At 39.1% G+C, this 26,403-nt stretch carries 30 protein-coding genes and 2 tRNA genes; 14 read left to right on the forward strand and 18 right to left on the reverse strand.

The features are described 5' to 3' along the window. Positions 1-4 precede the first annotated feature (4 nt). From KK487_RS00220 to KK487_RS00235, 4 genes are all read left to right on the forward strand, one after another. The gene (locus tag KK487_RS00220; protein WP_008113282.1) at positions 5-697 is read left to right on the forward strand and encodes a PspA/IM30 family protein; all 693 of its coding nucleotides are present in this window, start codon (positions 5-7) and stop codon (positions 695-697) included. Between the two features lie 71 nt (positions 698-768). After that, a complete protein-coding gene (locus tag KK487_RS00225) occupies positions 769-1,407 on the forward strand; it encodes a hypothetical protein (protein ID WP_013463680.1) in 639 nt (212 codons plus the stop codon). Next, positions 1,404-1,724, forward strand: a complete 321-nt coding sequence (locus KK487_RS00230) for a hypothetical protein (protein WP_008113280.1) — start codon at positions 1,404-1,406, stop codon at positions 1,722-1,724. The genes KK487_RS00225 and KK487_RS00230 overlap by 4 nt, the downstream gene beginning before the upstream one ends. A 64-nt stretch (positions 1,725-1,788) precedes the next feature. Further along, positions 1,789-1,974 carry a hypothetical protein gene (locus tag KK487_RS00235; RefSeq protein ID WP_008113278.1) on the forward strand — a complete coding sequence of 62 codons (186 nt, stop codon included), beginning with the start codon at positions 1,789-1,791 and terminating at the stop codon, positions 1,972-1,974. Between the two features lie 15 nt (positions 1,975-1,989). Here the strand turns inward: KK487_RS00235 and KK487_RS00240 are convergent, their stop codons facing one another. From KK487_RS00240 to KK487_RS00255, 4 genes are all read right to left on the reverse strand, one after another. Further along, positions 1,990-2,391, reverse strand: coding sequence for a hypothetical protein (locus KK487_RS00240; RefSeq protein WP_008113277.1), 402 nt, complete (start codon positions 2,389-2,391; stop codon positions 1,990-1,992). A gap of 10 nt (positions 2,392-2,401) precedes the next feature. Continuing rightward, on the reverse strand, positions 2,402-2,920 hold the full coding sequence (locus KK487_RS00245; protein WP_171046546.1) for a hypothetical protein: 519 nt from the start codon (positions 2,918-2,920) through the stop codon (positions 2,402-2,404). A 107-nt stretch (positions 2,921-3,027) separates the two neighbouring features. Next, complete coding sequence (locus KK487_RS00250) at positions 3,028-4,407, reverse strand: class II fumarate hydratase (RefSeq protein WP_013463684.1); 1,380 nt, start codon at positions 4,405-4,407, stop codon at positions 3,028-3,030. A 216-nt stretch (positions 4,408-4,623) separates the two neighbouring features. Next, the gene (locus KK487_RS00255) at positions 4,624-4,809 is read right to left on the reverse strand and encodes a hypothetical protein (RefSeq protein WP_013463685.1); all 186 of its coding nucleotides are present in this window, start codon (positions 4,807-4,809) and stop codon (positions 4,624-4,626) included. Positions 4,810-5,002: 193 nt separating this feature from the next. Here KK487_RS00255 and KK487_RS00260 point away from each other — a divergent pair, with 193 nt between their 5' ends. Then, positions 5,003-5,593 (forward strand): DUF938 domain-containing protein, encoded by a 591-nt coding sequence (locus KK487_RS00260; RefSeq protein WP_013463686.1) that lies wholly within the window; start codon positions 5,003-5,005, stop codon positions 5,591-5,593. Here the strand turns inward: KK487_RS00260 and KK487_RS00265 are convergent. The 3 genes from KK487_RS00265 to KK487_RS00275 all read right to left on the reverse strand — a co-directional run bounded on the left by KK487_RS00265 (position 5,570) and on the right by KK487_RS00275 (position 10,057). Continuing rightward, positions 5,570-6,709, reverse strand: coding sequence for a GNAT family N-acetyltransferase (locus tag KK487_RS00265; RefSeq protein WP_013463687.1), 1,140 nt, complete (start codon positions 6,707-6,709; stop codon positions 5,570-5,572). The two genes, KK487_RS00260 and KK487_RS00265, sit on opposite strands and share 24 nt — an antisense overlap. 92 nt (positions 6,710-6,801) lie before the next feature. Then, a complete protein-coding gene (locus tag KK487_RS00270) occupies positions 6,802-9,528 on the reverse strand; it encodes an ATP-binding protein (RefSeq protein WP_013463688.1) in 2,727 nt (908 codons plus the stop codon). Positions 9,529-9,601: 73 nt separating this feature from the next. After that, positions 9,602-10,057: an Lrp/AsnC family transcriptional regulator gene (locus KK487_RS00275; protein ID WP_013463689.1), complete on the reverse strand. Its 456-nt coding sequence runs from the start codon at positions 10,055-10,057 to the stop codon at positions 9,602-9,604. A gap of 136 nt (positions 10,058-10,193) precedes the next feature. On the opposite strand from KK487_RS00275, the gene KK487_RS00280 reads away from it, so the two are divergent. Further along, a complete protein-coding gene (locus KK487_RS00280; RefSeq protein WP_013463690.1) occupies positions 10,194-11,363 on the forward strand; it encodes a PrnB family protein in 1,170 nt (389 codons plus the stop codon). A 1-nt stretch (position 11,364) separates the two neighbouring features. Continuing rightward, the gene (locus KK487_RS00285; protein ID WP_013463691.1) at positions 11,365-12,489 is read left to right on the forward strand and encodes an aminotransferase class V-fold PLP-dependent enzyme; all 1,125 of its coding nucleotides are present in this window, start codon (positions 11,365-11,367) and stop codon (positions 12,487-12,489) included. On the opposite strand, the gene KK487_RS00290 is transcribed toward KK487_RS00285, so the two are convergent. The 5 genes from KK487_RS00290 to KK487_RS00310 form a co-directional block, all read right to left on the reverse strand. Then, positions 12,473-12,961 (reverse strand): DUF4124 domain-containing protein, encoded by a 489-nt coding sequence (locus KK487_RS00290; RefSeq protein ID WP_013463692.1) that lies wholly within the window; start codon positions 12,959-12,961, stop codon positions 12,473-12,475. The genes KK487_RS00285 and KK487_RS00290 overlap by 17 nt on opposite strands. A 360-nt stretch (positions 12,962-13,321) precedes the next feature. Further along, positions 13,322-13,414, reverse strand: a tRNA-Ser gene (locus KK487_RS00295). A gap of 53 nt (positions 13,415-13,467) precedes the next feature. Then, positions 13,468-13,558: transfer RNA gene (locus tag KK487_RS00300), tRNA-Ser, on the reverse strand. 226 nt (positions 13,559-13,784) lie between these two features. Then, complete coding sequence (locus KK487_RS00305) at positions 13,785-13,925, reverse strand: hypothetical protein (protein ID WP_008113257.1); 141 nt, start codon at positions 13,923-13,925, stop codon at positions 13,785-13,787. A 760-nt stretch (positions 13,926-14,685) separates the two neighbouring features. Then, positions 14,686-15,480 carry a YggN family protein gene (locus KK487_RS00310; RefSeq protein WP_013463693.1) on the reverse strand — a complete coding sequence of 265 codons (795 nt, stop codon included), beginning with the start codon at positions 15,478-15,480 and terminating at the stop codon, positions 14,686-14,688. A gap of 387 nt (positions 15,481-15,867) precedes the next feature. On the opposite strand from KK487_RS00310, the gene KK487_RS00315 reads away from it, so the two are divergent. Then, positions 15,868-16,053 (forward strand): PA3496 family putative envelope integrity protein, encoded by a 186-nt coding sequence (locus tag KK487_RS00315; RefSeq protein ID WP_008108975.1) that lies wholly within the window; start codon positions 15,868-15,870, stop codon positions 16,051-16,053. 118 nt (positions 16,054-16,171) lie between these two features. Here KK487_RS00315 and KK487_RS00320 read toward each other — a convergent pair whose 3' ends face one another. From KK487_RS00320 to KK487_RS00330, 3 genes are all read right to left on the reverse strand, one after another. Continuing rightward, positions 16,172-16,663 (reverse strand): glutathione peroxidase, encoded by a 492-nt coding sequence (locus KK487_RS00320; protein ID WP_013463695.1) that lies wholly within the window; start codon positions 16,661-16,663, stop codon positions 16,172-16,174. 93 nt (positions 16,664-16,756) lie between these two features. Then, complete coding sequence (locus tag KK487_RS00325; RefSeq protein ID WP_016900234.1) at positions 16,757-17,056, reverse strand: AzlD domain-containing protein; 300 nt, start codon at positions 17,054-17,056, stop codon at positions 16,757-16,759. Next, complete coding sequence (locus tag KK487_RS00330) at positions 17,053-17,757, reverse strand: AzlC family ABC transporter permease (protein ID WP_013463697.1); 705 nt, start codon at positions 17,755-17,757, stop codon at positions 17,053-17,055. The genes KK487_RS00325 and KK487_RS00330 overlap by 4 nt, the downstream gene beginning before the upstream one ends. Positions 17,758-17,862: 105 nt before the next feature. On the opposite strand from KK487_RS00330, the gene KK487_RS00335 reads away from it, so the two are divergent. After that, the gene (locus KK487_RS00335; protein ID WP_013463698.1) at positions 17,863-18,519 is read left to right on the forward strand and encodes a cytochrome b/b6 domain-containing protein; all 657 of its coding nucleotides are present in this window, start codon (positions 17,863-17,865) and stop codon (positions 18,517-18,519) included. Positions 18,520-18,570: 51 nt separating this feature from the next. Here the strand turns inward: KK487_RS00335 and KK487_RS00340 are convergent, their stop codons facing one another. Then, positions 18,571-19,023, reverse strand: a complete 453-nt coding sequence (locus KK487_RS00340) for a c-type cytochrome (RefSeq protein WP_013463699.1) — start codon at positions 19,021-19,023, stop codon at positions 18,571-18,573. 221 nt (positions 19,024-19,244) lie between these two features. Between KK487_RS00340 and KK487_RS00345 the strand changes: the two genes are divergently transcribed. Together KK487_RS00345 and KK487_RS00350 are read left to right on the forward strand one after the other, a co-directional pair. Beyond that, positions 19,245-21,578: a S8 family serine peptidase gene (locus KK487_RS00345; RefSeq protein ID WP_013463700.1), complete on the forward strand. Its 2,334-nt coding sequence runs from the start codon at positions 19,245-19,247 to the stop codon at positions 21,576-21,578. A gap of 11 nt (positions 21,579-21,589) precedes the next feature. Next, the gene (locus KK487_RS00350) at positions 21,590-22,123 is read left to right on the forward strand and encodes a serine protease external chaperone (protein ID WP_013463701.1); all 534 of its coding nucleotides are present in this window, start codon (positions 21,590-21,592) and stop codon (positions 22,121-22,123) included. Positions 22,124-22,176: 53 nt separating this feature from the next. Here KK487_RS00350 and KK487_RS00355 read toward each other — a convergent pair whose 3' ends face one another. Next, entirely contained in the window at positions 22,177-22,647 is a 471-nt protein-coding gene (locus KK487_RS00355) for a DUF2721 domain-containing protein (RefSeq protein ID WP_013463702.1), read from the reverse strand. A gap of 191 nt (positions 22,648-22,838) precedes the next feature. On the opposite strand from KK487_RS00355, the gene KK487_RS00360 reads away from it, so the two are divergent. The 3 genes from KK487_RS00360 (at position 22,839) to KK487_RS00370 (ending at position 26,067) form a co-directional block, all read left to right on the forward strand. Beyond that, positions 22,839-25,010 (forward strand): S9 family peptidase, encoded by a 2,172-nt coding sequence (locus KK487_RS00360; RefSeq protein ID WP_013463703.1) that lies wholly within the window; start codon positions 22,839-22,841, stop codon positions 25,008-25,010. A 159-nt stretch (positions 25,011-25,169) separates the two neighbouring features. Beyond that, positions 25,170-25,535, forward strand: coding sequence for a DUF4870 domain-containing protein (locus KK487_RS00365; RefSeq protein ID WP_010392586.1), 366 nt, complete (start codon positions 25,170-25,172; stop codon positions 25,533-25,535). A gap of 91 nt (positions 25,536-25,626) precedes the next feature. Continuing rightward, positions 25,627-26,067, forward strand: a complete 441-nt coding sequence (locus KK487_RS00370) for a YqaA family protein (RefSeq protein WP_013463704.1) — start codon at positions 25,627-25,629, stop codon at positions 26,065-26,067. Here the strand turns inward: KK487_RS00370 and folX are convergent. Beyond that, a complete protein-coding gene (gene folX / locus KK487_RS00375) occupies positions 26,044-26,400 on the reverse strand; it encodes a dihydroneopterin triphosphate 2'-epimerase (RefSeq protein WP_013463705.1) in 357 nt (118 codons plus the stop codon). The two genes, KK487_RS00370 and folX, sit on opposite strands and share 24 nt — an antisense overlap. Positions 26,401-26,403: the final 3 nt, after the last annotated feature.

A 26,403-nucleotide genomic window follows, 5' to 3' on the forward strand; every position in this document is an offset into this window, starting at 1 on the left:
GATTATGAGTATTTTAAAAAAATTATTTACAGCAGTACGTGGCGGCGCACGTGAAGCAGGCGAAGCAATTGTTGATGCCAATGGTATTCGTATTTTTGAGCAAGAAATTGCTGATGCACAAAATGCGTTACACCGTGCTAAAAAAAGCCTAACAGAAGTGATGGCTAAAGAAATGCAAACTAAGCGTAAAATTAGCGCAGTAGATGCATCAATTGCTGAGCATGAAGCTTATGCAGGTCAAGCCCTTGAAAAAGGGAATGAAGCATTAGCATTAGAAATTGCAGAAAAAATTGGTGACTTTGAAGCTGAGAAAGCTGAGCACGAGCAAGTGTTAGCGGGCTTTAGTAATCACATAGTGACTTTGAAGCAGCAAGTAAAAGATGCTGAAAAATCAATTAAGGAAAATCAGCGTCAGCTTACTATGGTTAAAACCACAGAAAGCGTTCAGCAAGCGACAATGGCTGTAAACAGCACGCTTAATACTAATAATTCATCAATGACATCGGCGCGTCAGTCGCTTGAGCGTATTAAGCAACGCCAACAAGACCGTACTGATCAATTAGGTGCTGCAAAGTCTCTAGAAGCAGATGTTAATGGCGACGATTTAAAAGCTAAAATGGCTGAAGCAGGTATTGGTGATACGAATCCAAAAAGTGCTGATATTTTAGCGCGCATTAAAGCGAAGCAAAATAGCTAACATTTAGAACCATATCAAAAAGGTAACCGAGTTTCGCTCCGTTACCTTTTTTGCTTACAGAGGCACCTTATATGTTTAATTTTTTCAAATCTAAAAAAAAGCCAGAACGTCAGCTTAATCATGCGAGTGACCTTAAAAAAGGCGACATGTTTACTGTCATTGATTCGTTTGCTTATCCTTCATGGCTTAAAGGTCAAACGTTGCGCGTTATTGATGTGCAAACGTATCAGTACCAACACAGCAGTGATACTGAATTTGTACTTGAAACTAACACTGGCCAAGTGGTGTTTTTACAAATAGAGCAAAATGATGGTGAACAGTGGGCAAACTTCTCTATAAAAATTCAGCGTGATGAAGTTGAAGAGATTTTTGGTCTTGATGAATTTGCGCGTATTTTTGATGAAGAGTCATTAACACATATCACGGTACAAAATACCCCTGAGCGTTTTATGCAATTTTTAGCGAAAAGCTATCAACAAAGTGAATCGCCTTATGTATGTTATTTTCATAATAAAGACTTTCGTGGCCAAACGCTGCCTCGCTATGAGCAAGAAGGTGGAGAACCATGCGAAATGATTTGCTTAGCCTCTCCTGATGAAGGACATAGCGTTAATATAGAGATTTGGGAGGGAGGTGAAACAGAAGTCTCACTGACGTTAACTCGCCCAATTAGCGATATTGTTGATTTGTTTCCTGGAGATGCCCAGTGAGTGATGCTAAAGACAAGTGGTTGCGCCAAGAGCAAGCTGTGCGCGCCACGCAAATGGCATTTGATTTGAGTAGTGAGGTACAAAAGTCGATAAAAAAACAAGCTATCGATCAAGAGCTCACTCCCTCAGATATGATCCGTAAAATTTTAGGTCTTGATGTAAAGTCTAAAAAAACACGGCAACGACTATCGTTTAATTTAAATGATGACGAAATAGCGCAATTGGCTAGCCGGTTTGAAGTGGCAGTAGATGATAAAAGAGCGGTAAAGCAACAGGTAGCAGAGTTACTCATTGAGCATACAAAAAAGACTAAGTAACCCTTTTGCCTTCTTTATGTAAAATACTTACACTGGGGCTATTATTTTCTAAAAAAGTGCCGCTGTGAATATCTTATTGATTGCCTACTTACTCATGTTTGCTTTATTTGGCACGGCGGCAAGCTACTTCGTGCGTTTTATATATGCTTACTGGGTACAGAAAAAAATGCCACTGGAATACATTTTTAAGGCAGGTGTGTGTATTTTCATGGTGGTGGTTATTTCGGTGTTAATACCACTATTAGATTAACACCGAAACGAACTGCTACTGGTAGTTAACTGTTTTACATTGATTATCAATACATAAAGAGTGGACTTCTAGCACTGGTGAACAGTCTTTGAACTCAAGCATTGCATTATCTAGTTGTTCTTGCTCGGTGATTTTTTGCGCTAATTGCTCTGCTTGTTCTTGAGAGTGATTTAATGTTGAGTACACAACATACTTACTCGGCCCCCCACAGACACGCGAGCCAACACCTAACACCTTACATTGATAGCTGGCTGTGCAGCTTTTATTACTTGTAAGCTCATTAAGTTGAGTATTTAAAACAGATTCACTCGCGTTTTGAGCTTTGCTTGATGTTAGTGCACTACTGCAACCGCTAAGCAGCATAGTCATAACAACACAGGTAGCTGATAGCTTAATTACGGATGACAAACAACTCATAATCTAATCCTTAAAATACACTTACCGCAGAGCCTTCAAGTTTAACACATTTATTTTCAACACACTGAGTGCTTGGCGCAGTTAAATGTTGGCAAATACTCATCATGCCTTTTTGCGCATTATAGGTACTTTCCAATTGAGTGATAGTATCGCTTAGGGCTGAAACCTGCTCTTGGGGTGCGCTTTGTGTAGAGTACACAATGTAATCACTTGGTCCACCACAGGCACGGCTACCAACAGCACTGACTTTACACTGTGAACTAGTTGAACATTGTTTATCTGCTATGAGGTTATTTAATTTATTTTTTGCTGTTTTAATATCATCAAGCGACACTTCTTTTGCAGCATCAACCGGTAGTTGCTGTGCTATTTTATTTTGCTTATTTTCTTGTGGTAGTTTTTGTTGTGGTATCGGCGTAGACGTGTTTTCTACCGCATTGGTTTTAGTTTGCTCAGTTTCATTTGAGGTGGTTTCTAAGCAAGCTGTTAAGCAAAGCGGTAGCAGTAGAGCGAGTAATGGAGTACGCATAATCGTTCCTGATAGTGATGAATTATTCATCACTATCATACACGGTGCATCCATTACGGCAATAAAAACTCTACTATCAATATATTAAAGCGCCATTAATGGCGTTTTTACATTAACCCACCTTGGGTTAATTTAGCTGGATTGAGTAATGCTTCTAATTCTGAGCGAGATAGGTCTGTCTCTTGCTCGGCGATATCAATAATTGGCTTTGCTTGCTGGTAAGCTTGTTTGGCAATTTTTGCTGCTTTTTCATAGCCAATAACTGGGTTGAGTGCAGTAACTAAAATAGGATTTTTAGTCAGCGCTTTATCAATCTGTGCCTGATTAACTTTAAAGCTAGCAATGGCTTTATCCGCTAGTGCTTGCGCACTGTTAGCAAGTATCTCTGTACTTTGCAGGATATTATAAGCAATCACGGGTAGCATTACGTTAAGCTCAAAGTTGCCAGCTTGGCCTGCTACGGTAATTGTGGCGTCGTTACCGATTACTTGCGCACTAGCCATTGCAGCGGCTTCTGGGATCACCGGGTTCACTTTGCCAGGCATAATGGATGAACCAGGCTGCAATGCTTCAAGCTCTATTTCACCAAGTCCCGCAAGCGGCCCTGAATTCATCCAACGTAGATCGTTGGCTATTTTCATTTGCGCAACGGCATAGACTTTCAGCTGCCCTGATAAAGCCACAATGGCATCTTGCGAGCCAATATTATAAAAAAAGTTATCACTGGGGATAAAGTTAATCCCTACTTTTTCACTTAGCTGTTTGGCAAATAGCGTAGCAAATTGTGGATCGGCATTAATACCGGTGCCGACCGCTGTTCCCCCCTGAGCCAGCTCACAAACACGTATTAGTGCATGCTCAATACCGCTGGCTGCGTGCTTTACCTGCGATTGCCATGCGCTGAGTGTTTGCTCAAAGGTCACTGGCATTGCATCCATTAAATGAGTGCGCCCAGTTTTAACTATATGACCGATGTCTGCTTTTTTCTGCTCTAAGGCGTCGGCTAAGTTTGCTAGTGCTGGCAATAATTTTTTATCAACACTGATAGCACTGCTTAAGGCGATTGCAGTGGGAATAACATCATTCGAGCTTTGTCCCATATTCACATCGTCGTTAGGGTGAATAGGTTGATTAGCATGTTTTGAAGCCAAACTTGCAATAACTTCGTTGGCATTCATATTTGAGCTGGTACCTGATCCCGTTTGAAAAATATCAACGGGGAAATGCTCATAATGCTGACCATCAATAATTTCTTGGCAGGCATGCTCGATTGCATTTGCTTTTGTTTTATCTAAATGGCCCAGCTTTAAATTGGTTAATGCTGCGGCTTGTTTTATATACGCTAAAGCAATAATAAATTGCTGTGGCATGGTGAGGTTGCTAATTGTAAAGTTATTAATGGCGCGTTGGGTTTGTGCTTTATAAAGTGCGTTAGCGGGCACGTCGAGTGTGCCCATGCTATCTGATTCTGTTCTAAAGTTACTCATTAGTACTCCTAAAAAAGAGAATATATGACATTAAACTACGCTATATAAAAAGATATGGTGCTGTTATTGCTATTTACAACGGTATAGCTAAAAAGTAGGGGGCGTCAAGGCAAGTTAACAAGTGGGATTAAAACTAAAAAGTCGACTTAAACGGATTTTAAGTCGACTTAAATAATGTATTTATATAAACAGCCAGTTATAAGGCTAAACAGAATTTTAATTGTAGCCAAGAATAAATATTTGGTCTGTTTCATGTTTGTTTTGTGCCTTTTGAGTGTGTTTTACATGAGAAAGTAAGTCGATAACCGTTGCTCTACAATCTGTTTCATGACTCGTTTTATCTAGGCTTTTATCGGTAATTGCCATTACAGCGTCTACGGCGGTATAGGGTGAAATATACATAATGTTATCCTTTTGTCGTTTAGTACTCATTAAGTGAGTAATTTAATAAAAGCATATAGCGTACCAGCTCGGTAAATATAATTTAACGTATTGAAATTAAAGTTATTTTATTATTTTGGTTAATTTACTCACGACAAAATAGCTGAAATTTGTTTTACTATTGTGCATTCATTTGCAATTTAGGTGCATCAGTATGACCAAACCGTTTTCACAAGCCTGCGAAAATAATAAAAATCATATACTTAAGGCTTTGCAGCCTGCATTGCAAAATGCAGGGTCGGTACTTGAGATAGGCTCGGGGACGGGTCAGCATAGCGTTTTCTTTGCCAAAAAATTGCCACATTTACAATGGTATACCAGTGATCGAGAGGTTAATCATCAAGGAATAAAGTTATGGCATGATGAGGTGCAACTGGCAAACTTGCATCCGCCTTTATTACTTGACCTAAACAATCCTTGGCCAGTGGATAAAGTGGATGCGATATATACTGCTAACACTTTTCATATAGTGAGCTGGGAGTTAATTACGCGTTTTTTTGCTGGAGTAAATCAGCACTTAAACCAGCAAGGGGTGGTGTGTGTATATGGCCCTTTCAAATATAAAGGGGAGTTTACCAGCCCCAGTAATAATGAATTTAACAGTTTATTGCAAAGTCGCGATCCGCTTAGTGGTATTCGTGATTTCGAAGCGGTTGAGCAACTTGCAGTGCAATCTGGGCTTAAGTTACTTAGCGATACTGCGATGCCTGCAAATAATCAGTTACTCATTTTTAAACGGCAATAAAGTGCTGCATTGTTGTTTATAAATATCGATATGTTGGCGTTCGCGTTTTAAGTAATCTGCAATAGCATGATTAAAATCGGGGTGAATAATATGATGAGCAGAATAAGTAGTGATGGGTTGAAAGCCGCGTGCTATTTTATGCTCACCCTGAGCACCGGCATTAAAACAGTGAATATTATGCTTAATCGCATATTCAATGCCTTGGTAGTAACACAGCTCAAAGTGAAGAGAATCAATCTCTTCGCTTGCTCCCCAATAACGCCCATAAAGGGTATTGTCACCAATTAAACTTAATGTGGCGGCAATCACTTTATGGTCTTTTTTGGCTAGCATAATGAGCAATTTTTCAGCCATTAAGGCGTGTAGCAAGCTAAAAAAATCGCTGTTTAAGTAGCCTAAATGGCCTGAACGTTTTAAATAAGTACGTTGATAAAACTCACAAAAAAGCTGCATCACTGTTGTGGTGATTTGCTCACCTTGCAGCCATTCAATGGTGATATTTTGCTGTGTTATTTTAGCGCGTTCTTTTTTTACTGCTTTGCGCTTACGGGCATTAAAGGTTTTTAAAAAATCGTCAAAATCTTTAAAGCTATTATTAAACCATTGAAATTGCACGCCGGTTCTTTGCATAGCACCTGCATCACTTAGCTGTGAGGTTTGTGCTTTATCGCAAAAGTTTACATGCCAGCCTGACCAGGCTTGTTTTGCGCAGTGGGTATTAAGTTGCTCTGTTATATACTCATAAACTAACTTTGGATTGCTATGCATAATACGTATTCTTTGCCCCTCAATCGGACTAAAGGGAATACAGCACAGCCATTTAGGGTAATAATCTAAGCCATTTTTTTCATAAGCTTCAGCCCATGCCCAGTCAAATACATATTCACCGTAGGAGTGCGCTTTTAAGTAGCCAGGGGCAAGGGCAACTAGTTTATCGCCTTCATAAACGGCTAAGTGGTGAGGCTGCCAACCTGTTTTAGCACTTACACATTGGCTTTGCTCAAGTGCGTATAAAAAAGCATGTTGGGTGAATGGGTCATTACCGAAAAATTGATGCCACTGTGTAGCATCAATTTGATTAATACTATTAAACCAACTGTGAGAAAAGTGGCTCATAATGCTTTGCCTACTACTGTTGTCTGTGTGTTACTTGTTAATTTTGATAATAATTCGACAGCCATATTCGGTTTTCTATTTTGGATAAAACCTTATGGTTCATCCTGCTCGATATATTGAGATAAGCATTGTGTGAGCTTATCGAGTTCAAGAGGTTTTGCAAGATGTTCGTTAAAACCAATTGCTAAGGCATTGGCTTTATCTTCAGGCATTACATCAGCAGTTAAGGCAATAATTGGTAATTGCTCAGTACTTTTAATTTGACGTATCAAGGCGGTGGCTTGGTAACCGTCCATAATCGGCATTTGGCAATCCATTAATACTAAATCGAAGTCATTTATTTTAACTTGTTCTACTGCTAATTCGCCATTTTCAACCAGTGTTGGGGTAATCCCTAAAGAGCTAAGCATTGCTTTTATGACTAATTGATTGACGCTGTTATCTTCTGCAACCAGTATTTTTAGTTTACTTAAGTCAACATGCTGGTGTATGTGCTTTGCCGTTACTTGTTGCGCTGCACATGTATTTAACTCGACAGACAGAGTAAAAGTAGAGCCCTTACCTGGCTCGCTTTGTACGCTGATATCTCCAGACATTAATAAGCTAAGTTCTTTTGCGATTGCTAAACCAAGCCCTGTGCCACCAAATTTACGTGATGTTGAGCTATCGGCTTGGGTGAACGCATCAAATAACTTACTTTGCTCTGATGGCGCAATACCGATGCCCGAATCCTTAATAGTCAAGGTAATTTGACGACGTCTATCGGTGATCTCTTTGCTGTATGCGCTAACACTTACTTCACCTTCATAGGTAAACTTAATGGCGTTACTACATAGGTTTAATAAAATTTGCTCAATTCGCATAACATCACCTTCAAACCAAATATCGGTTGGTAATTGGTTATCAACTTTCCAGTTAATACCTTTTTGTTCAGCGCTTTGCTCGAACATACTACTGATCCGAGCAAGAAGCGCATTCAAATCAAAAGGAGCGACTTCTAAGGTGAGCTTTTGTGATTCAATTTTAGAGATATCGAGTACATCATTGATTAAACTTAACAATGATTTAGACGCTAAATTAATTTTATTTAGATAACCGGTGAGGGTTTCAGCGCTATCTTCACTTTTAGCTAGAGTTGAAAAGCCAATCACAGCGTTAAGTGGGGTGCGAATTTCATGGCTCATATTTGCTAAAAATCGGCTTTTAGCCTGATTTGCTAAATCAGATTGCTGTTTAGCTTTAACCAGCGAGCGTGTGCGCTCTGCTACCAAGCGTGAAAGTGCGAGGTGTTGGTTATTAAACAGCAGTAATATCAGTAAAATGAGTGAGCTGACAATGACCTGTAAAATAAGCAAAAAGAGTGTCATGTTATTAGTTTGATGCGGTAGAAATTCATCTTTAATGGTTAAATCAACCAGCCATGTTTGCCCTGCAAAATTAATCGTGATGGTTGTCAGTTTATTGCTTTTGGTCGGTATATTTTCGGCGTTTGAATAAAATGGATTGGTAGTATTAGCTTCATAAATATCGATATTAAACATCTTATTTTGTGCTTGGGTAATCGACTGAGCAAGTATGTTTTTTACTAAAAATACACCTGTTGCGTAGCCTTTAATTGAGGCAACTTCGTTATTTTGTTGATACACAGGAGCAAATAATAAATACGCAGGTTCAGGTTCTTTTGCTTGAACTAACTGAATTATTTTAGTGCCCACAGGGCGATTTTTAATGCGTGGGTCGAGTAAAGTCTCACGGCGATCTTTACGAGAATTGAGATTAAAACCTATGGCAGATTGGTTTTCTACAAAAGGAGCAATATAGGTAATAACCACCAATGGATCGTTGTTTGATAATGGCGCCCCTTTAATGCTCGGATCAAAGTTGTATGCAGTATAAACTTCATTGAGCTGTTTGTTAAAGTCACTGACCTGAGCCTGGTTAATTTTGCGGTTCCATGAAAATGCTTTAATAAATGAATGCTCAGCCAATAGTTGAGCACTGTAGCTATCAAACTCTTGCTTGCTTAAAGTCGGTGTTGATTGTATCTGGCTTGCAAGGCTTTGTACGGTTATTTGGCTGAGGTTTAAATTGCTCAGCAAACTGTTTTCAATAATAGATGTTTCGCGCTTAGCTATTTGTATCGCATTTGAATACGTCTCTTGGTTGTATAGCTTAGTGGTTAAAGCTACAGAGATAAATAACACCGAGCACACTGCAATAGTAGGTAATGGGGTAACATCATGGCGTTTAAATTTTGGTTGTAATAACGCCAATAAAAAGGGAGTTGCGATCAGTACGCCAAGAGAGTCACCAAGCCACCAAAAAGTAACATTGTTCCAATGATTATCAATGCTGTAAGCAGGGTTAAACTGACTTAAAGCATAGACGCCAATATTGGCCGATATTAGGCTGACGACAATACCGACGACAAAAATAAAATAAATAATAGATTGGCGTTGTTTTAAATACAACGGATGGCCTAGCCAGTACTTTAAAAGAGCAGCGCCAATCATGCCTTGTAGCATAGCGCCTAAACCGATTAGCAGTACTTGTTGTAGTGTATTACCAATTAAAACCTGCTCAGTGATTGGGTTATCACCGGTACTTAAATTAAAGGCGACAGAGGCAATAAATAATGCCGGGATAAAACGCCACCACCAGATAAAACAGCCAACTAGGGCAATACCTGCAGGGAGCCAGATAGGGATGACTTGTGATTGAAAGGCAAAATTAGTCAATAACTTACCAGTTGCAAAATACGCAACCGCAAATGATATGTAAAAAACAAAAGAACTGGATGTTGAACGAAAAATCTTCACATGCATCCTTGTTAAATATTATTTTTATAGTGATATTTCAGTATAGCGAATCGGCACTAAATAGTATTATTTTTTAAAGTGGTAGCTGCTTTTTACTAAATGATTGTTTGAGTACTACCGTTGACTCTATATTGGCGATACAGCTTAAGCTCCCCAGCTGGTGCTTTACAAACTGCTCATAGCTTTCTAAATCCTGAGAAATAATTTTCAGTAAATAATCGTGGCTACCTGAGATCACAGAGCACTCAAGTACATGGGCTAGCTTTTCTACATGCTGCTCAAATTGCTGTGCCGCACTCACCGAGTTTTGACTTAGTCGCACAAAAGCATAAACCAGCACATTAAGGTTGAGCGACTTAGGGTTAATGGCAGCGTGATAGCCCGTAATTACATGTTCCTGCTCAAGCTTTTTGATACGCCTAAGAGTTGGGGTGTCTGATAGGTTAATGGTATTGGCTAATTCAGAAACCGACATGCGGGCATGCGATTGTAAGGCAACCAGTAACTGCTGATCTTTTTTATCTAACATGACTATGGGATCTTATTAGTGATTTTAATGTTGGTAGTGATTATTGCTAACTAAAGGTGTTTTTACTATTTTTTTTGGCGTTTTACCCTCAGGGGTTTTTGTTAGCATTAAAACATAATAATAACAGGGTGTAGTTATGAGTTCTTTTACTGCTAAGTTTGACCGTTGGATAAGATCAGAGTTTGTAAGCTTAAACTCGCAATTAGAACAGCTTTATTGGCAGCAAACCGATAAGGCTAATGTTGAGGGGATTGGTGATAGCTTAAAGCTGGCACTAAAGGAGCAAGGCAATGCGCTGATCAGCGATTTATTGGACGAAGGCAATACCGACGAAGGATTTGATAGCGCATTCGATTTGCTTGGTAATGTTGGTTTGTTTATGGCTGCTTGTCGCAGGCATGAGATCACAGAGCCGAGCAGAGAAACAACCTCACCATTAGTTGAAGCATCGGCGCTTGCTATGCATATTGGTGCTTCTATTGGAGTAACTCCTCGTTTTGCCACCGCACATTTAACCACTCATAATAAAGCCATTAATGGCACCTATAAACGGTTTACAAATCTTGATGATGAAGCTCTGTTTTTAGATTACAACACCCAAGGTATTTTAGCGTATAAGCGCGCGAGTGATGCTTTACTAAAAATACTGCCATTAGGTATTTCACACCCAGTCACGGCTGAACTACTTGAGGTGGTTAAAACGGCACTTATTGATGTAATAGCGTCGAATAATGCCTTGTATACTCAACTTGATACCGAGCGTTTTTTTAATTGTGTACGCCCATACTACAAGCCTTACCGGGTAGGTAAAGAGGTTTACCGTGGTGCAAATGCGGGAGATTTTGCCGGCATTAATGTTATTGATATGCTGTTAGGGCTTTGCAGTGCCAATGAGCCGAGTTACTCACAAATGCTGGTGGATAAATTTTTATATATGATGCCAGAGGACCAACAAATATTGCGAGAAGCCATGCGTATGCAAAGCTTTATGGATGACTTCTTAAAAGCCGAGCAATATAAACACACAGAGTGGTTTCAAAAGCACGGCAAACTATTTATACAAGTGTGTAAATTACATGGTGACACCGCTATCGGTCATCATAATCAGTTGGTTGAGAAGTTTATTGCCCAACCGTCACTGCAAATGCAACAACAGCATATAAGCAAAGTAACTGCCAGTGGACCACCTTTACCGGTACTGCTCGATTCATTAGCTAAGTTAAGAGATAGGCGTGCCGCGGCAAAGCGTGACGACATAAATACGCGCTTTGATGATTTAAACACGCTAAAACAGTGGATTAATTAATATGGCTAAAAATGATTTTTGTATGCCACAGGGTTGTTATTTATTAAGCCACTCTGTTGGCCGCCCATTAAAAACGAGCTTAGAAAATGCCACTGAACATTTTTTTACTCCTTGGCAAGAAAGTGTAAAAGAGCCATGGCAACAGTGGTTACCCGCCATTGAAAGATTTACTGAGGCATTAGGGCAGTTGTTTAATGCGCCTAGTGAGCAATTTTGTCCTCAGGTTAATTTATCCAGTGGTTTAACCAAATTGGTTATGTCACACCCCGTATTTAATAAACCACAGTGTACAGTATTAATGGCGCAGGCTGATTTTCCCAGTATGGGGTTTGTAATGCAAAAAGCACTGCCTGAATGTGCAAAAATACGCTACATCCCTGAGCATGAAGACTTGAGTGATAGACAGGTATGGCAGCGATATTTAACTTCAGAGATTGATGGGGTATTTGTTAGCCATGTTTATTCTAATACGGGTGTACAAGCTCCCATAAACGATATTGTGGCGCTGAGTAAAGTCACGAATACACTCTCAATAATTGATGTGGCGCAATCGGCAGGGGTTATCCCTGTCGATCTAACGGCGTTAAATGCTGACTTTATGATCGGTTCAAGTGTGAAGTGGCTATGCGGAGGGCCAGGAGCTGCTTATTTATGGGTAAATCCAAAGCAAATAACACAATGTGAACCAAAAGATGTTGGCTGGTTTTCACATCAAAACCCATTCGAGTTTGATATTGCGCATTTTCAATATAACGCTAAAACACTAAGGTTTTGGGGCGGTACGCCCTCGGTACTTCCTTATATTATTGCCGCTCATAGTATTGAATATATTGTTGAATTTGGCGTTGAACAAGTGAGATCGCACAACTTGATGTTACTTGAGTTAATTCAGCAGCAATTGGGCGCTTTTTTAATGTCACCTAGCGCTAAAGAGCAATGTAGTGGCACCGCTATTTTGCAGTTTTCTGAGCATCAGCAAAGTGTATTAACAGCATTAGAGACTGCAAAAATAAGTGTTGATGTGCGTAAACTCGGCATCCGTGTTTCACCTCACATATATAATACAAAGTCAGAGATACAAACATTTATTGATGTTGTGAAGCACATACTTAAGGTTGCTGACTAAGCTGCTGTTTTTTTTGAGTGAGTGCTTCTATTTGTTGTTGTGCTTGCTTGATTTGTGGGTCAAATCGCTGCTTAAGTGCCGCCGTTTCAGTGGTAATGGCATTCGCAATTGAGCTGGCTCCTAAGCGATTTGCTTTATCTTGGGTCATGTAATCGATTTGCTGTTTTTTTTGTGCGTATTCTTGTTGGTATTGTTTAATCTTAAGCTCAAGCTGCACAATATCACGCTCTATTTGTTGCACCGCTAGATAATCGTCAACAGAAGTATCGGCAACTGGTGTGTTCTCAGATTGTGGCGTATTTGTTTGCATGATGTTGACGTTTCTAAGCGTGATCACTTGAGCGTCTTCAGCGCAAGGAGTTTGACTAAAAGTAGGCACTCCTTTAATGGTACATTTATAAACCGTCACTTCATTTGCCATGCTAGCAGCACAGGCACCCAAACAACATAGTAGTAATATTAGCTTTGCCATGGTTAAACCTAAGCTGGTTTAAAGTACCATTTATAATGCACTAAGTTGTGACACCATACAATTTGTTTAATTTATTAGCATGCGCTCGCGACGGCCTTATACAAAGTGCGAATTAATAGAGGCTATTAAATTTTAGGCACAAAAAAACCACAATTAAGTGGCTTGTAATCAGTAATGGTGAAGAGGGAGGGATAGACTTACTTACATCCCTGTAATTAATCGCTGCGCGACGCTTGCAGCGGCCTAAAATGTTCCAGACATTTTATTGAACCCTGTCGAGAGTGCTCACCCTCCCTATTTCTTAACGGAGTTAAAATTTAGGCACAAAAAAACCACAATTAAGTGGCTTGTAATCAGTAATGGTGGAGAGGGAGGGATTCGAACCCTCGATAGAGCTACAAACTCTATACTCCCTTAGCAGGGGAGCTCCTTCGGCCACTCGGACACCTCTCCGACGCATTATTCAGCGTGTTATCAATCGGAAAAAACCAATTAATACAAATAAGTGGTGGAGAGATAGGGATTTGAACCCTAGAGGGGCTATAAACCCCTGCCGGTTTTCAAGACCGGTGCATTCGACCACTCTGCCATCTCTCCACGTCGTGATGCAGGATAATACTTAGGTGAGTTGCCTGTGTAAATAGCAAAAAGATCGTTTGCTTAAAAAGTGAGCGTAAATGCGGTTTTTTTTGTAAATTATGAAAATTAAAGATGATTTTTAGCTATGAGGAGGGAGCTGGCAGCAAACAGATGGAGCTAAAGAAGAAACTTCATTTAGTGGTTGGGTGTTTGCTGCAACAATACAAAAATCATGGTTGGGTGATTATTTGTATTGAATTGCACCGCCAAGTGCTAATTTTTTTCCGTAACGGTTAAGTTTAGCTAACATTCTCGCTTTGCGATTAGTTGGTTTAACTGCAACGTGAGTTGTGGCTGTTTGGTTTAATGTATTAATTGGGTTCATTGTATTCGCTCCAAGGTTGTGTCTGTTGAAAACGTGTGCATTTTGCCCGTAGGTTGGTTAAAAATAAAGCGATAAAAATTGCTGGTGAAGTATTAGTTTTTTTAATCTGAAAGTGTTTTTTTTGATTTGCTATTTAATGGCGTTTTTTTTGATTTTGTATATTTATTCATTATAGTCGTGTGCTATATCACTTTTATACGGGGCTTTTGCAGTTTTTTTAATTTTAATATGTTTATAAATAGATTATTTTGAATAGTTATTCAGATTAAATTATTTTGTATTAATGGGGTGGGTTTTACTTCGTTAAAAGATTTAACATGCTATTTATAGGTGGTTAATTATTTATCAGAGAAGAGCATTAAAGAAACGATAAAAAAGAGTGTTGCTAGGCTTTTAAATTATAAAAAAAGTGCCTAGGTTACTAGGCACTTTGGAGTTAGTTGCGTTTTAAAACGCGTCTAACTGGGGATCGCACCGCCTCAAGAATTTAAAACTTAAAAAGAGGTGGTTTTAATATGTTGCAATTTGGGCTTACAATCATCAGCTCGGACGGCATTCTAAGTGATCTAGAGCGAAGTGAAGATTATACTTTGGTTTGTATTTTACTATGAAGCCACAAAATGCCTCTGCACAGCAAGAGCAGATCCGCTCAACAGTCTATTATTTGAGTTAAATGGGACTGGTGGGGGTAAAAAACGCAAAATGCGGCATAGCTTAAAAGCAAATGCCGCAAAGGGAGATTAATTAAAATGCTGAGCAGTTAGTGCTGTTTTATAGTAAATAACTCATAGCCTTTTAATGCAGGCACTTGCGCAGCAAGTTGAGTTTCTTGTTGTGCGATTTCAACAAAGTCACCACACAGTGTATTTGCACGCTGTTCAAGTTTTTTTGCATGGAGCTCTACTTTTTCTTCTATTTGTGCGCCCATATTTTCCATGCGCTCTTCAAAGGCTTGCATGTCGCCACCTGAACCCATTAGCTCAGAGCCTAATGCTACTAAAATACTGCCCATTGATTGCATTACGGCCGACTCAACGGCAGTTTCTATTTGTTGTTCAAACTGCTGTTCAAAGTTTTCACCAAACTGAGTGAAGCTTTGCTGGCCCATGACAAATGTACCTTGTTGGTAAAAGGTACCCTCTACTTCTTGTTGAATATCGTCCATTAAGGTAGCAATGTTATCGAGGCCATCAATATTAAATGCATTGGCGACTTCTTCTAATGCAACGCCCGCAATTTTAACGCCATCAAGTGCAATGTTGGCTACTTCAGGTAATTGCGCACGTAAATTATCTGTGTAGTTGGTCAGTGCTTGGCGCTGAGCGCTATTTAATGCTACTTGCTCGCCATTGATCGACAACTCACCTTGAGTGGTAAAAGTCATACGTTGATTGTTGGCTTTAAAAATTTCTAATTCACTTGGCTTTATACGTACATCGTTTTTAAACTCAACTTTACATTCGTCGTTACTAAATGTAATTGAAGAGCTGTTATCGTTATGAGCCATGGCGACGGGGGCGCACATAATTGCGCTAACTAATAATAATTCTTTCATGTTTATTCTCTGTTTTTTGATGATGATAATTAACTTATAACAAGTTTGGTGCCAATAGTTTTTAGTGTTTAAAAACAGTGGTTTGTGATTTTTAAGGTGCTTTGAAGTTGAAAGTAAAGTTATTAAAAAAGCTAAAATTTGGTCAAAATAACCAACAGTTAAATGATAATAAATAAAATTTATCGATACGATAAAAAACTCTCACTTTCCACAATTCAAATTTAGCGCTATTTATTCACAATACTGACACAGAGACTATTTAGGATAGCGATGTGGCTTTATTTTGACGTAAATTTGTACAATGAATTTGCGTTGAACATTTTAATTTCACCAATTATCGCGATACAAGAATCCGTAATTGGTCTCAAACACTTTATGGAGTGGGTTGTGGGTAAGACATTTAGTTACGATGCGCTAGATGATGATTTTGTTGAAGACGAATACGAAATGGTCGGGCGTAATCAACACGACAAGAAAAAGCAAAAGGTGAAAAGAAAGTTAGAGGATTACCTTGAGCAAAAACGCTTGCGTAAAAACCTAGGTGAAGATGACTTAAACGATTATATTGATTAGGTTGTCGCTAGTACAAATCAGTGCCGACATATTAGCTTTTAACTGCTACTTAGTTAGTATTTAGAGCTCTGTGGGTTGGTAATAAAGAGGCTTTATGCCTCTTTATAATTTTTAAGCCTCAAACTTTAGCTGCGAGCAATGCTTTTTCAATTACTTTTTCTAGTTTTTCAGGTTTAGTAAAGGGCGCGTAGCGCTTAATCGGTGAGCCATCTGCATTAATCAAAAATTTTGTGAAGTTCCACTTAATTTTTCGTGTCAAAAACCCCGGCAATACAGATTTTAAATAGCGAAAAACCGAATGTGTATGCTGACCATTAACGTTCACTTTTTCTGCGATTAAAAAACTAACTCCGTAATTTATTAAACAACCTTGTGCTATTTGATTCGCGTCTCCGGGTTCTTGCTGGCCAAATTGGTTACACGGGAAACCTATAATGACTAAACCTTGGCTGGCATACTTTTCGTGTAATGCTTGCAATGACTCGTATTGATAGGTGAATCCACACTCACTTGCGGTATTTACTATTAACACAACTTTACCTACAAACTCTTTAAAATCGATAGGTTGGCCTTGCAGGCTAGTAGCACTTAGTTGATGAAATGGGTGCATATTATTAAGCTATTATTTGTTTATTTGGCATAGTCTAACCTTTGCTTGGTGATTAACAAAGTCGAAATAGTGAACACTGCTATGGCGTTACTGTTAATTTAAAATCAAAAATAACCCCATACCAGCAAGTGTGGTTAGGTAAATATTATGTGTTTTGTAAGCAACTATAATGGCTACAATCGCTGCGCTTAAATAAGGGTTTTGCCAATTTAGATTAATGCCACCATCATTTATAAATACAATCGGCACCCAAATCGCTGTTAGAACCGCAGGTGCACTGAAGCTCAAAAACTGCTGCATTTTAGGCCCTACTTTAAATGGTAGCGCGCGGTGTAAGAATAAATAACGGGTAAAAAAGGTAATACATGCCATAAGTAAAATAGTCGTCATCATGATTTAGCGTCCTTATTTTTTACTATTCTAGTTACAGTGTAACCTGCACTCATTGCTAATAGTGCTGAGCATACCAACCACAGCTCAAAGCCTGTGCTTTTTAATAAAGTGGCACAGATCCCTGCAACAATGACCGTGACAAGAGTGGCTAAATTTTTAACTCCTGGGATAACCAAAGCAATAAAGGTTGCAGCAATCGCAAAGTCGAGTCCTAAATTGGTTAGATCAGGGAGCATAGTGCCGGCTACAATACCGATAAGTGTCCAAATATTCCAAGCAATGTAAAAGCTAAAGCCTGCGCTGAGCGCGTAAATTAGGCGCGTTTGAGTCTGGTAGGCGCGAGGGTGATGCGAAAAAGCAAATAGTTCATCAGTTAAGACAAAGCTGACTGGAAGGCGCCAACGCATGGGTTGCTCAATCACTTTGTGACGAACCGCCAAGCCATATAAAAAATGGCGAGAGCTAATAATAAACGTGGTAAATAAAATGGTTAATAGAGGGGTATTACCAGCAATGAGCTCAATTGCAACCAGCTGCGCCGAGCCTGCAAATACCAGTAGCGACATGGCTTGAGTTTCAAAAGGGGTAAAGCCATTTTGTATTGCCAACGAGCCACATAAAATCCCCCAAGGAATAACGGCTAAACATAATGGCAGCATATCTAAAAAGCCTTTTAGTATCGGTTTTTTAATGGACTGCATGTGTTTTACTCTGCGCACTGGTAGAAAGACTCATTAGGATACCTTAATATTAAGATGCTAAAATAGTTAGCGTTTTAGATGATACTGTTTTTTAGGGAAGGTGCAATGTTCAAGGTAAAAGTGTGGGATGGCTTTTTAAGAAGCTTTCATTGGTTATTAGTATTGAGTATTGCTGCGCTTTATTTTAGTGCTGAAGAGGGCATGATAGAGCTACATTTTGTGGTTGGCTTTTTTACTTTAGCGCTTATCTCAACGCGGATTATATGGGGTCTTATAGGCAGTAAAACGGCAAGAATATCGGCATTACTGCATTCTCCTAAGTCGGTGCTTGCTTCTTTTAGTGGCAAAAAAATAAATGATGTGGGCCATTCTGCACCAGGTAGTTATATGGTGTTATTATTTTTTATACTGATTATTACGCAACTGGTTAGTGGTTTAATGAGCAGTGATGGCATTTTAACTGATGGCCCGTTAGCGCAGTATGTATCGAGTGATACGATTGATTTTGCCAACTGGCTGCACCATATCAATTTTGATATTTTATTTTATGCGATTATTTTGCATGTTGTGGCTATTATTGCTTACAAAATTAAAGGCAAGCCTTTAGTAAAAGCAATGATCACCGGCAATAAAGCACTGCCAACACAAAGCTCAGAGCCTGAGACAAAGTCACCATGGATTGCATGGTTTTTATTGTTACTATTACTGATTTTATTAATGAGTACTTGGGGAAGTGAGCCTTTAAGTTATCTGCTTAGTTAAAAAAATGGCGCTAATACAGCGCCATTTTTATTGTTTAATACACAGAATTTATTAGTCTTTGAATTGCTTATGGCAATCTTTACAGCCTTTAGCCCATGCACCAAATGCTTTACCAATGACCGCTTTGTCACCTGTTTGAGCTGCTACAGCAAGTTCATCAGCATATTGCTGAAACGCTGTCGCTTTTTTCATAAAAGTATCGTTTTCAGACCATACCGCAGGAAGTGCTGATGTATCGCCTTTTTCAGTGCCTGCGTAAAAGGCCTCCCAAGGCATTTTAGATAATGCCGCCGCGTTATTTGCACGCTGTTTGAATTGCTCTGCATCAAAAGGAATTTTACCCTTAAGCATGGCACCCATATCGCCTATTTGAACTGAAATCATAGAAAATGCAGCTTGGCGATACTCAATTGCATCACTCGGCTCTTTAAATGCAGAATTTGCAGATACACTAAGTGCGCATGTAGATAGTAATGCCCCGATAAATACTTGCTTCAATTTCACTTTACTCTACTCCTTTGAGGGTTCTTTAATTATCTTTGTATATTAGCTTAGGCTTTAGTTCAAGGGAAAGCATAGATTATTACTTTGATATTATTAACGGGATTTTAATCGGGCTGATATTATTTTACGGTTTATTGTGAATGTTTGTAAATGCAGTGTTGCTGCTTGTTGTTTGGTTGTGTACATTCAGGTGTCATAAAAATAACCAATGAAGAGCATTTATGAAAAATAATATTTTTAAGCTGTCAGCGTTGTCTGCAGCGATAGTAATTTCGCTATCAGGGTGTGGTGGAAGCGATAATGATAATAACAATACAGTTCCAGTTGTTACTGATGTAGCACCAAAAGCGAGTGATGTTGTCGTTACTGATTTAAAACAATGGGTTCCAGTTACTGCAGACTTTAAAGCAAGTGATAATGATGGTGACGCACTTACTTTTAGTTTTACTGAAAATGGCGAGGCAATTACCGCGCAAGATGGTGTCTTTAAGTTTAGCCATGGTATGTTAACAGTAGAGGGTACTTCGTTTACATATGTGCCTGTTTCTGGTGAAGATGCGGTTATTGATTACACAGTAACTGCAAACGGTAAAACGGCCTCTGCGAAAATTAATATCTCAGGAATTATTGGAGATCCTCTTGCAAATCAGCAGTGGCACCTAAACAATACAGGTCAGAAAGCTTACTCGCTTAGTGATGAGATGAAACAAGGCTTAATTGATTTGTACGTTAGTTTATTTGGCGATACAGAAGAAGAAGCACAAGCCGATGTCAACGCTAGCTTTGCTCAATCAGAAGCGACAGAGCTTGTAGCTGGTGAAGATATGAATGTTGTTGATGCTTATGCTCAAGGTGTTACTGGGGCAGGTGCAACGGCAGTTGTGATCGATTCGGGTATGGAAATCCGCCATGAAGATTTAATCGATAATGTATTACCAAACCGCTCTTTAAACCTAAATGCTGATGCGACTGACCGTACAGATCCTACTAGTATGTCAAACAGTGGTGATCATGGTACAAGTGTTGCTGGTTTGATTGCTGCAAAAGGTTGGAATGGTAAAGGTGGCCGTGGCGTTGCTCCTGATGCTGGTTTAATTGGTATGAATTATCTTGGTGGTGCTAAAATCCCACAAACTGAGTTAATGGTGCATGGTTTCCCTGGAAGCGGCATTAGCACAACAGAAAATATTTCTGCGTTTAACCGTAGTTATGGCATAACTTTCCCAACATTTATTGCATATTCAGAATTAGATGAAGCTATTGAGTCATACCCAAACCTAAACCTGCGAGATGGTAAGGGGGCACTTAATATGAAATCGAGTGGTAACTCTTTTGTTGATGGCGGTGATGAAGGCTCACTATGTGAAGATAATGGAGCTAATGACTTAGGTTTAACGTGTTATAACGGTGCGTTTGAGCCAAGCCAAGGCCATCCTTACTATCTAAGTGTTGCTGCTGTAAATGCAAATGGTAAGCACACTAGCTACTCAACAGCAGGTGCTAACTTAATGGTTTCAGCGCCAGCTGGTGAATATGGTCGTTGGGCACCTGCAATGGTAACAACGGATCAGATGACATGTATCAACGGTTACTCAGGCTTTAATAGTGGTGCTGTTGCAAGCTTTACTCAGAGATATGGAGAAGAGTTTGCCATAAGCCAGTTCCCATTTAACTATCCTGGTAATGAAGATAACGCAAGTTGTAACTATACATCTACATTTAACGGTACATCGTCTGCTGCGCCAAATGCATCAGGTGTAGTATCACTTATTCTTTCGGCTAATCCTGAACTAACTTGGCGTGATGTGCGTCATATATTAGCGTCAACAAGTACATTAATTGACGCTGAAAATGCCCCTGTAAAATTAACTACCGCAGATGGTGAGTTTGTTGCACATGATGGTTGGGTTGAAAATGCCGCTGGTTATAGCTTTAATAACTTATATGGCTTTGGGCGTGTAGATGCAGGTGCAGCGGTTGCAATGGCTAAGTCTTATGACGCTTCATTAGGTGAGCAAGTAATCACGGATTGGAATGGTGTTGGTTCAGCCGTTTCTGAGAGTGCACTAGCATTAGAAATTCCTGATAACAGTGCTACAGGTTTAACGCAAGAAATTGTAGTTACAGAAGAATTAAACATTGAGGCAATGCAATTTAAATTTGATGTAAGCAACCCTGAAATGGGCTTCGGCCTAGCTGATGGTACTCAAACATCTGCTGGTAATGATTTAGCTATTGAGGTTACTTCGCCAGCGGGTACTCGAAGTGTATTACTTTCATCTAAACAAGCTTTGTTTTACCCTGCATATAGCTTCACGAATAGCTGGAGTGTAGGTTATGTACTTAAAGACGCTGTGATGCTTTCAAATGCTTTCTACGGAGAGTCTACGAAAGGTACTTGGACTGTTCGTTTGTTAGATACAAGCGCAGATAGCTTTGCATTTAGTCGAGGCTCAAATAATTCTCTAGGTGTTACTGGTATTAGTAATAATAACTCAGCAAGTGTACTTGAAGGTGTATCTCTTCGTGCATTTGGTCACGCAGGTCAAGAGTAAGGATTATAAAGATGAAAATTAAACAATTAATCGTATTGGGTGCTGCTGCGTGTATTTCGTTTGGGGCAACAGCAAACACTAGCTCAGATAAAGAGCTTCAGCTTCCTAAGAAACAAGTAGCTAAATTAAAGTTTGATAAAGCGGATTTTGGTTCTTACAAAATTGAAAAGAACTTACGTTTAGTGCCTTCGAGTGTTGCTTCAGAAGAGCATGTCGTTATGCAAAAAGGTGAGATGACAGTAGTAAGCGTAGATAAATCGTCTGATGTGGTCACAAAAGGAACATTAGTTCGTAATATTTTTACTAATAACCTAACGTCACTATCAGGTAATATTACTATTCTTTTAAAAGATGGTATGAGTGCAAGCGATGTTGCTTCGGCTGCAGGTTTGAAGGTCGTATCTTTATTCCCAGGCACTAAAATTGCTGTTTTAGCTGTAAATGATGGTCAAGATATTTTAGTTGCATCAAAGCAGCTAAAAGAATCTGGTTTGATTAAAGAAGCTAAAATAGAAGTGTTAGAAACTATTTACACTGCACAGTAATCTGTTTTAAATAAGTAAAACCCCGAGTAGCACGATTGACTCGGGGTTTTTTATTATTCGTTTATATCTATATCTGCGAAAATCATCCCTCGACGCATACTGCGCGTTGCCAAAAACACCTCACCGAGTAATGACATAAATGCACATATCAGTAATGCCATTGCACCAACAAAACAGCTGCCAATAGTGACACCTAAATTAATTGACTGTATGTGAGATAAAAATAACAGCATAACCACGGCGCAAACTAATAGTGCACTTAATACACTTAAACTAAATGCAATGTGTATGCAGCGAGAGCGCTTAAGGAGTGCTCTAAGCTCTGTAGTCAGAGACAAGTTAAATTCTTCATCGGTGCTAACTTTTAATTTTCGCTCTAACTGTCTGGCTCTGTCTGTAATTCGCGCCAAGCGATTAGATAAAACCCCGAGCGTTGCTGCAATACCAGTAATTAAAAAAACGGGTGCAACCGCTGTTTGAATGACTTTAGCCATTGTTAAAATGTTAATTACGTCGTTGTTCATTTTTATCCTTATTAATTAGCAGCATGAAGAGGCTATATAATGCTACTTCGTTATTGTTAGGATAACTGAAGTCATAAACATATAAAAAGAATTTCTAGGCTCTCTTTTTACATAGCTTCACAAACTAAATCTCCGTGCTATTAAATATTAGGTATATTTAATAAAAATAAAAACTACAGAGATTCCAATCAATGAAACACACCCCATTTGTTCTTACTTTTATATCCTTAGCTATTTTAGGGGGATGTAATAAAGCCCCTGATGTTGAGCAATCAGCAAAGGTTGAAAATGTAGCTGCTCAAACCGAAGTCATGCCGCCGGTTGCTAAAAAAGTGCCATATGAAATGACAATCCATGGCGACACTCGCATCGATGATTATTACTGGATGCGTGATGATGAGCGAAAAGATCCTGAGGTACTTAGTTACCTTGAGGCTGAAAATGCTTATACAGATGCAATGCTTGCGCATACAAAAACGTTACAAACTAGGTTATTTGAAGAGCTAAAAGGGCGAATTCAAAAAGACGATGATTCAGTGCCAGTTAAAAACGGTGACTATTATTATTCATCACAAACTCGCGGTGATAACGAATACGCAACTTATGTACGTAGTAGTGATTTTGCAGGCACTGACCAGCAGGTTATTTTAGATGTAAACGAGCTAGCTAAGGAACATGATTATTATGCCGTAAGTGGTTTAGATGTAAGTCCAAACGGCAATTTAATGGCATATGGTGAAGATACCGTAAGTCGTCGTATTTATAATATAAAAATAAAAGACTTAAGCACTGGTAAATTACTCGAAGATACGCTTAAAGGTACGAATGGCAGTGTTGTTTGGGCAAACGACAACAAAACGCTTTATTACATAAAAAAAGATTTACAAACTTTACTAGGTTACCAAGTTTATCGTCATACGCTCGGTACCCCACAGGCTGAAGATGAACTCGTTTATGAAGAAACAGATACCAGTTATTACATGGGTATTAGCAAAAGCAAAGACGATTCAGAAATTTATATCTGGCACAGCAGTACAACTGCGTCAGGTGTATCGGTTTTAAGTGCTGATGATGTTAAAGCTATGCCAAAACGCTTGATTGAACGTGAAGCGGATCTGGAGTATGGAATTTCTAAGCTGGGTAATACTTACTACATTGTCACTAATTTAAACGCAGTCAACTTTCAGTTAATGAAAGTAGATATTGATAAAGCTGGCGATAAAGCTAATTGGCAAACGGTGATCCCCGCTCGCGATAATATAAAATTAGAAGGCATCGACTTATTTAACGATTACTTAGTGTATCAGCAGCGTGAAATGGGTCAGTCGACTATTATTGCTCGTAACTTAACCACGGGTAAAGAGATACCGCTTAGCTTTAACGACAGTGCTTATACAATTAGCACCTACGGTAACAATGATTTAAATAGCGATACATTACGTGTGTATTATACCAGTATGACAACACCCGCTTCATCGTATGATGTTAATTTAGCTACTGGCAATAAAACATTACTTAAACAACAAAAAGTACTCGGTGATTTTAGTGCAGATAACTACGCATCAGAGCGAATTTTTGTCACTGCACGAGATGGTATTAAAGTACCGGTAAGCCTAGTCTATCGCAAAGACATGTTTAAAAAAGAGGGAACTAATCCGCTGCTACAATATGGTTATGGCTCGTATGGCGCGACCATGGATCCTACCTTTTCTAGCGCTCGCTTAAGTTTGCTCGATCGGGGTTTTGTATTTGCCATTGCGCATATTCGCGGTTCACAAATGCTAGGTCGCCCTTGGTATGAGGACGGTAAACTACTGACTAAAAAGAACACCTTTAACGACTTTGTAGATGTTACCAAGGCATTGGTTGAGCAAAAGTATGGTGCAAAAGATAAAATATTTGCTCAAGGTGGCAGTGCGGGTGGCTTGTTAATGGGCGCAGTGGCAAACCAAGCTCCTGAGTTGTATAAAGGTATGGTGGCTGCGGTTCCATTTGTTGATGTAGTGACCACGATGCTTGATGCAAGTATTCCACTTACAACCAACGAATACGGTGAGTGGGGTAACCCTAATGAGAAAGAATACTATGAGTATATGTTATCGTATTCACCTTATGATCAGGTCAGTAAGCAAGATTACCCAAATATGTTAGTTACTACTGGCTTACATGATTCACAGGTACAATATTTTGAGCCTGCAAAGTGGGTGGCTAAGCTGCGAGATTACAAAACAGATGATAACAAGCTACTGTTTAAAATCGATATGGAAGCAGGGCACGGAGGTGCATCAGGTCGCTTCAAACGCTTAGAAGATACTGCATTAAATTATGCTTTTATGCTTGATTTAGCGGGTGTGAATAAGTAACTGGTCTGGCAATATCAATAAGCGCAGCTATTTGCTGCGCTTTTTTATTTTTAAATATACACAAATGCTTTGCATTGGATAAATAAGCATTTACATTAAGGTGGCTAATGAGTGTGAATATTATTTTAGCGCAAAATAAAAACGAGAAGGGAGAGTGTAATGGAACAAAATCAAGAGATTAAAGTCGTCAATAAAGATGACCGCACATGGGCAATGCTATGTCATTTAAGTGCATTAGCGGGGTTTATTGTGCCATTTGGGTCGGTACTCGGCCCTCTTATTATCTGGTTAATTAAAAAAGATGAAATGCCAATTGTTGATATACATGGCAAAAAAGCCCTTAATTTTCAAATTACTATGGCTATAGCTTATTTTGTTTGTTTTTTACTAATTTTTGCAGCGGTTGGTTTACTACTGTTACCTATGGTGGCTATTTTTTCATTTGTGATGGTGGTTATCGCAAGCGTGAAAGCCAACGATGGCAAAGAGTTTAATTATCCCCTTAGCTTAAATTTGATAAAATAACTGTTTTTATTATTCGGTGAATTGGTTTTAAGTTAAAAAGTCGTTCAAACCCAGCTAATTGCTGGGTTTAGTTTTTAGCCATAAGGGAAAGATGCTCTATATAACATTATTTTTTACAGCATTTATATCTGCCACGTTATTACCTAGCTCCTCTGAAGTATTGATGGGTGGCATGATCATGCAAGGCAATACTAACTTATGGCTAATTTGGTTCGCAGCAACCTTGGGTAATGTACTAGGCAGTTGTGTTAACTATTGGTTAGGGACGCAGGCATTGCGTTTTAAAGATAAAAAATGGTTTCCAGTGTCTGAAAAAGGGCTTAAAAAAGCACAACAGCAGTTTAATAAATATGGTGTTTATAGCCTGTTGTTTGCTTGGCTGCCCATCGTTGGCGACCCACTAACCGTTATTGGCGGCGTGTTTAAAGTTCGCTTTACTACATTTTTAGTGCTGGTAACGCTCGGCAAGGGGTTACGTTATTTAGCGGTAATAGCCCTTGCCGTTGGATTATTTGTGCCAGTCGAGGGTTAAAGAAACCGAATCGGCAAAGCGCAACGCATGAGGTTTATCTACTCGAGCCTTAGCATAATTAACACTTGGGTGTGAGTGGCAAACAGCAAGAATTTCAGCAACTAGTTTTTCTAACAATAAAAAGTGTCCTTGCTCCACTAAGCTAATCACCTCTTTAGTAATCACTTTGTAGTTAAGTGCTTGGTCTACTTCATCTGTTTCACAAGCTTGATCAGCAGGGTAGTGAATTTCAAGGTTAATGACCACATCTTGTTTTTTTTCACGCTCATCAGGATTAAAACCAATAAATGTGCGTAGTCGTAAATTAGTTACATTAATAATTGCGTTTGCCATACA

The sequence above is a fragment of the Pseudoalteromonas sp. SiA1 genome, from assembly GCF_018732205.1.
In the GTDB taxonomy this organism is placed as follows: domain Bacteria; phylum Pseudomonadota; class Gammaproteobacteria; order Enterobacterales; family Alteromonadaceae; genus Pseudoalteromonas; species Pseudoalteromonas tetraodonis.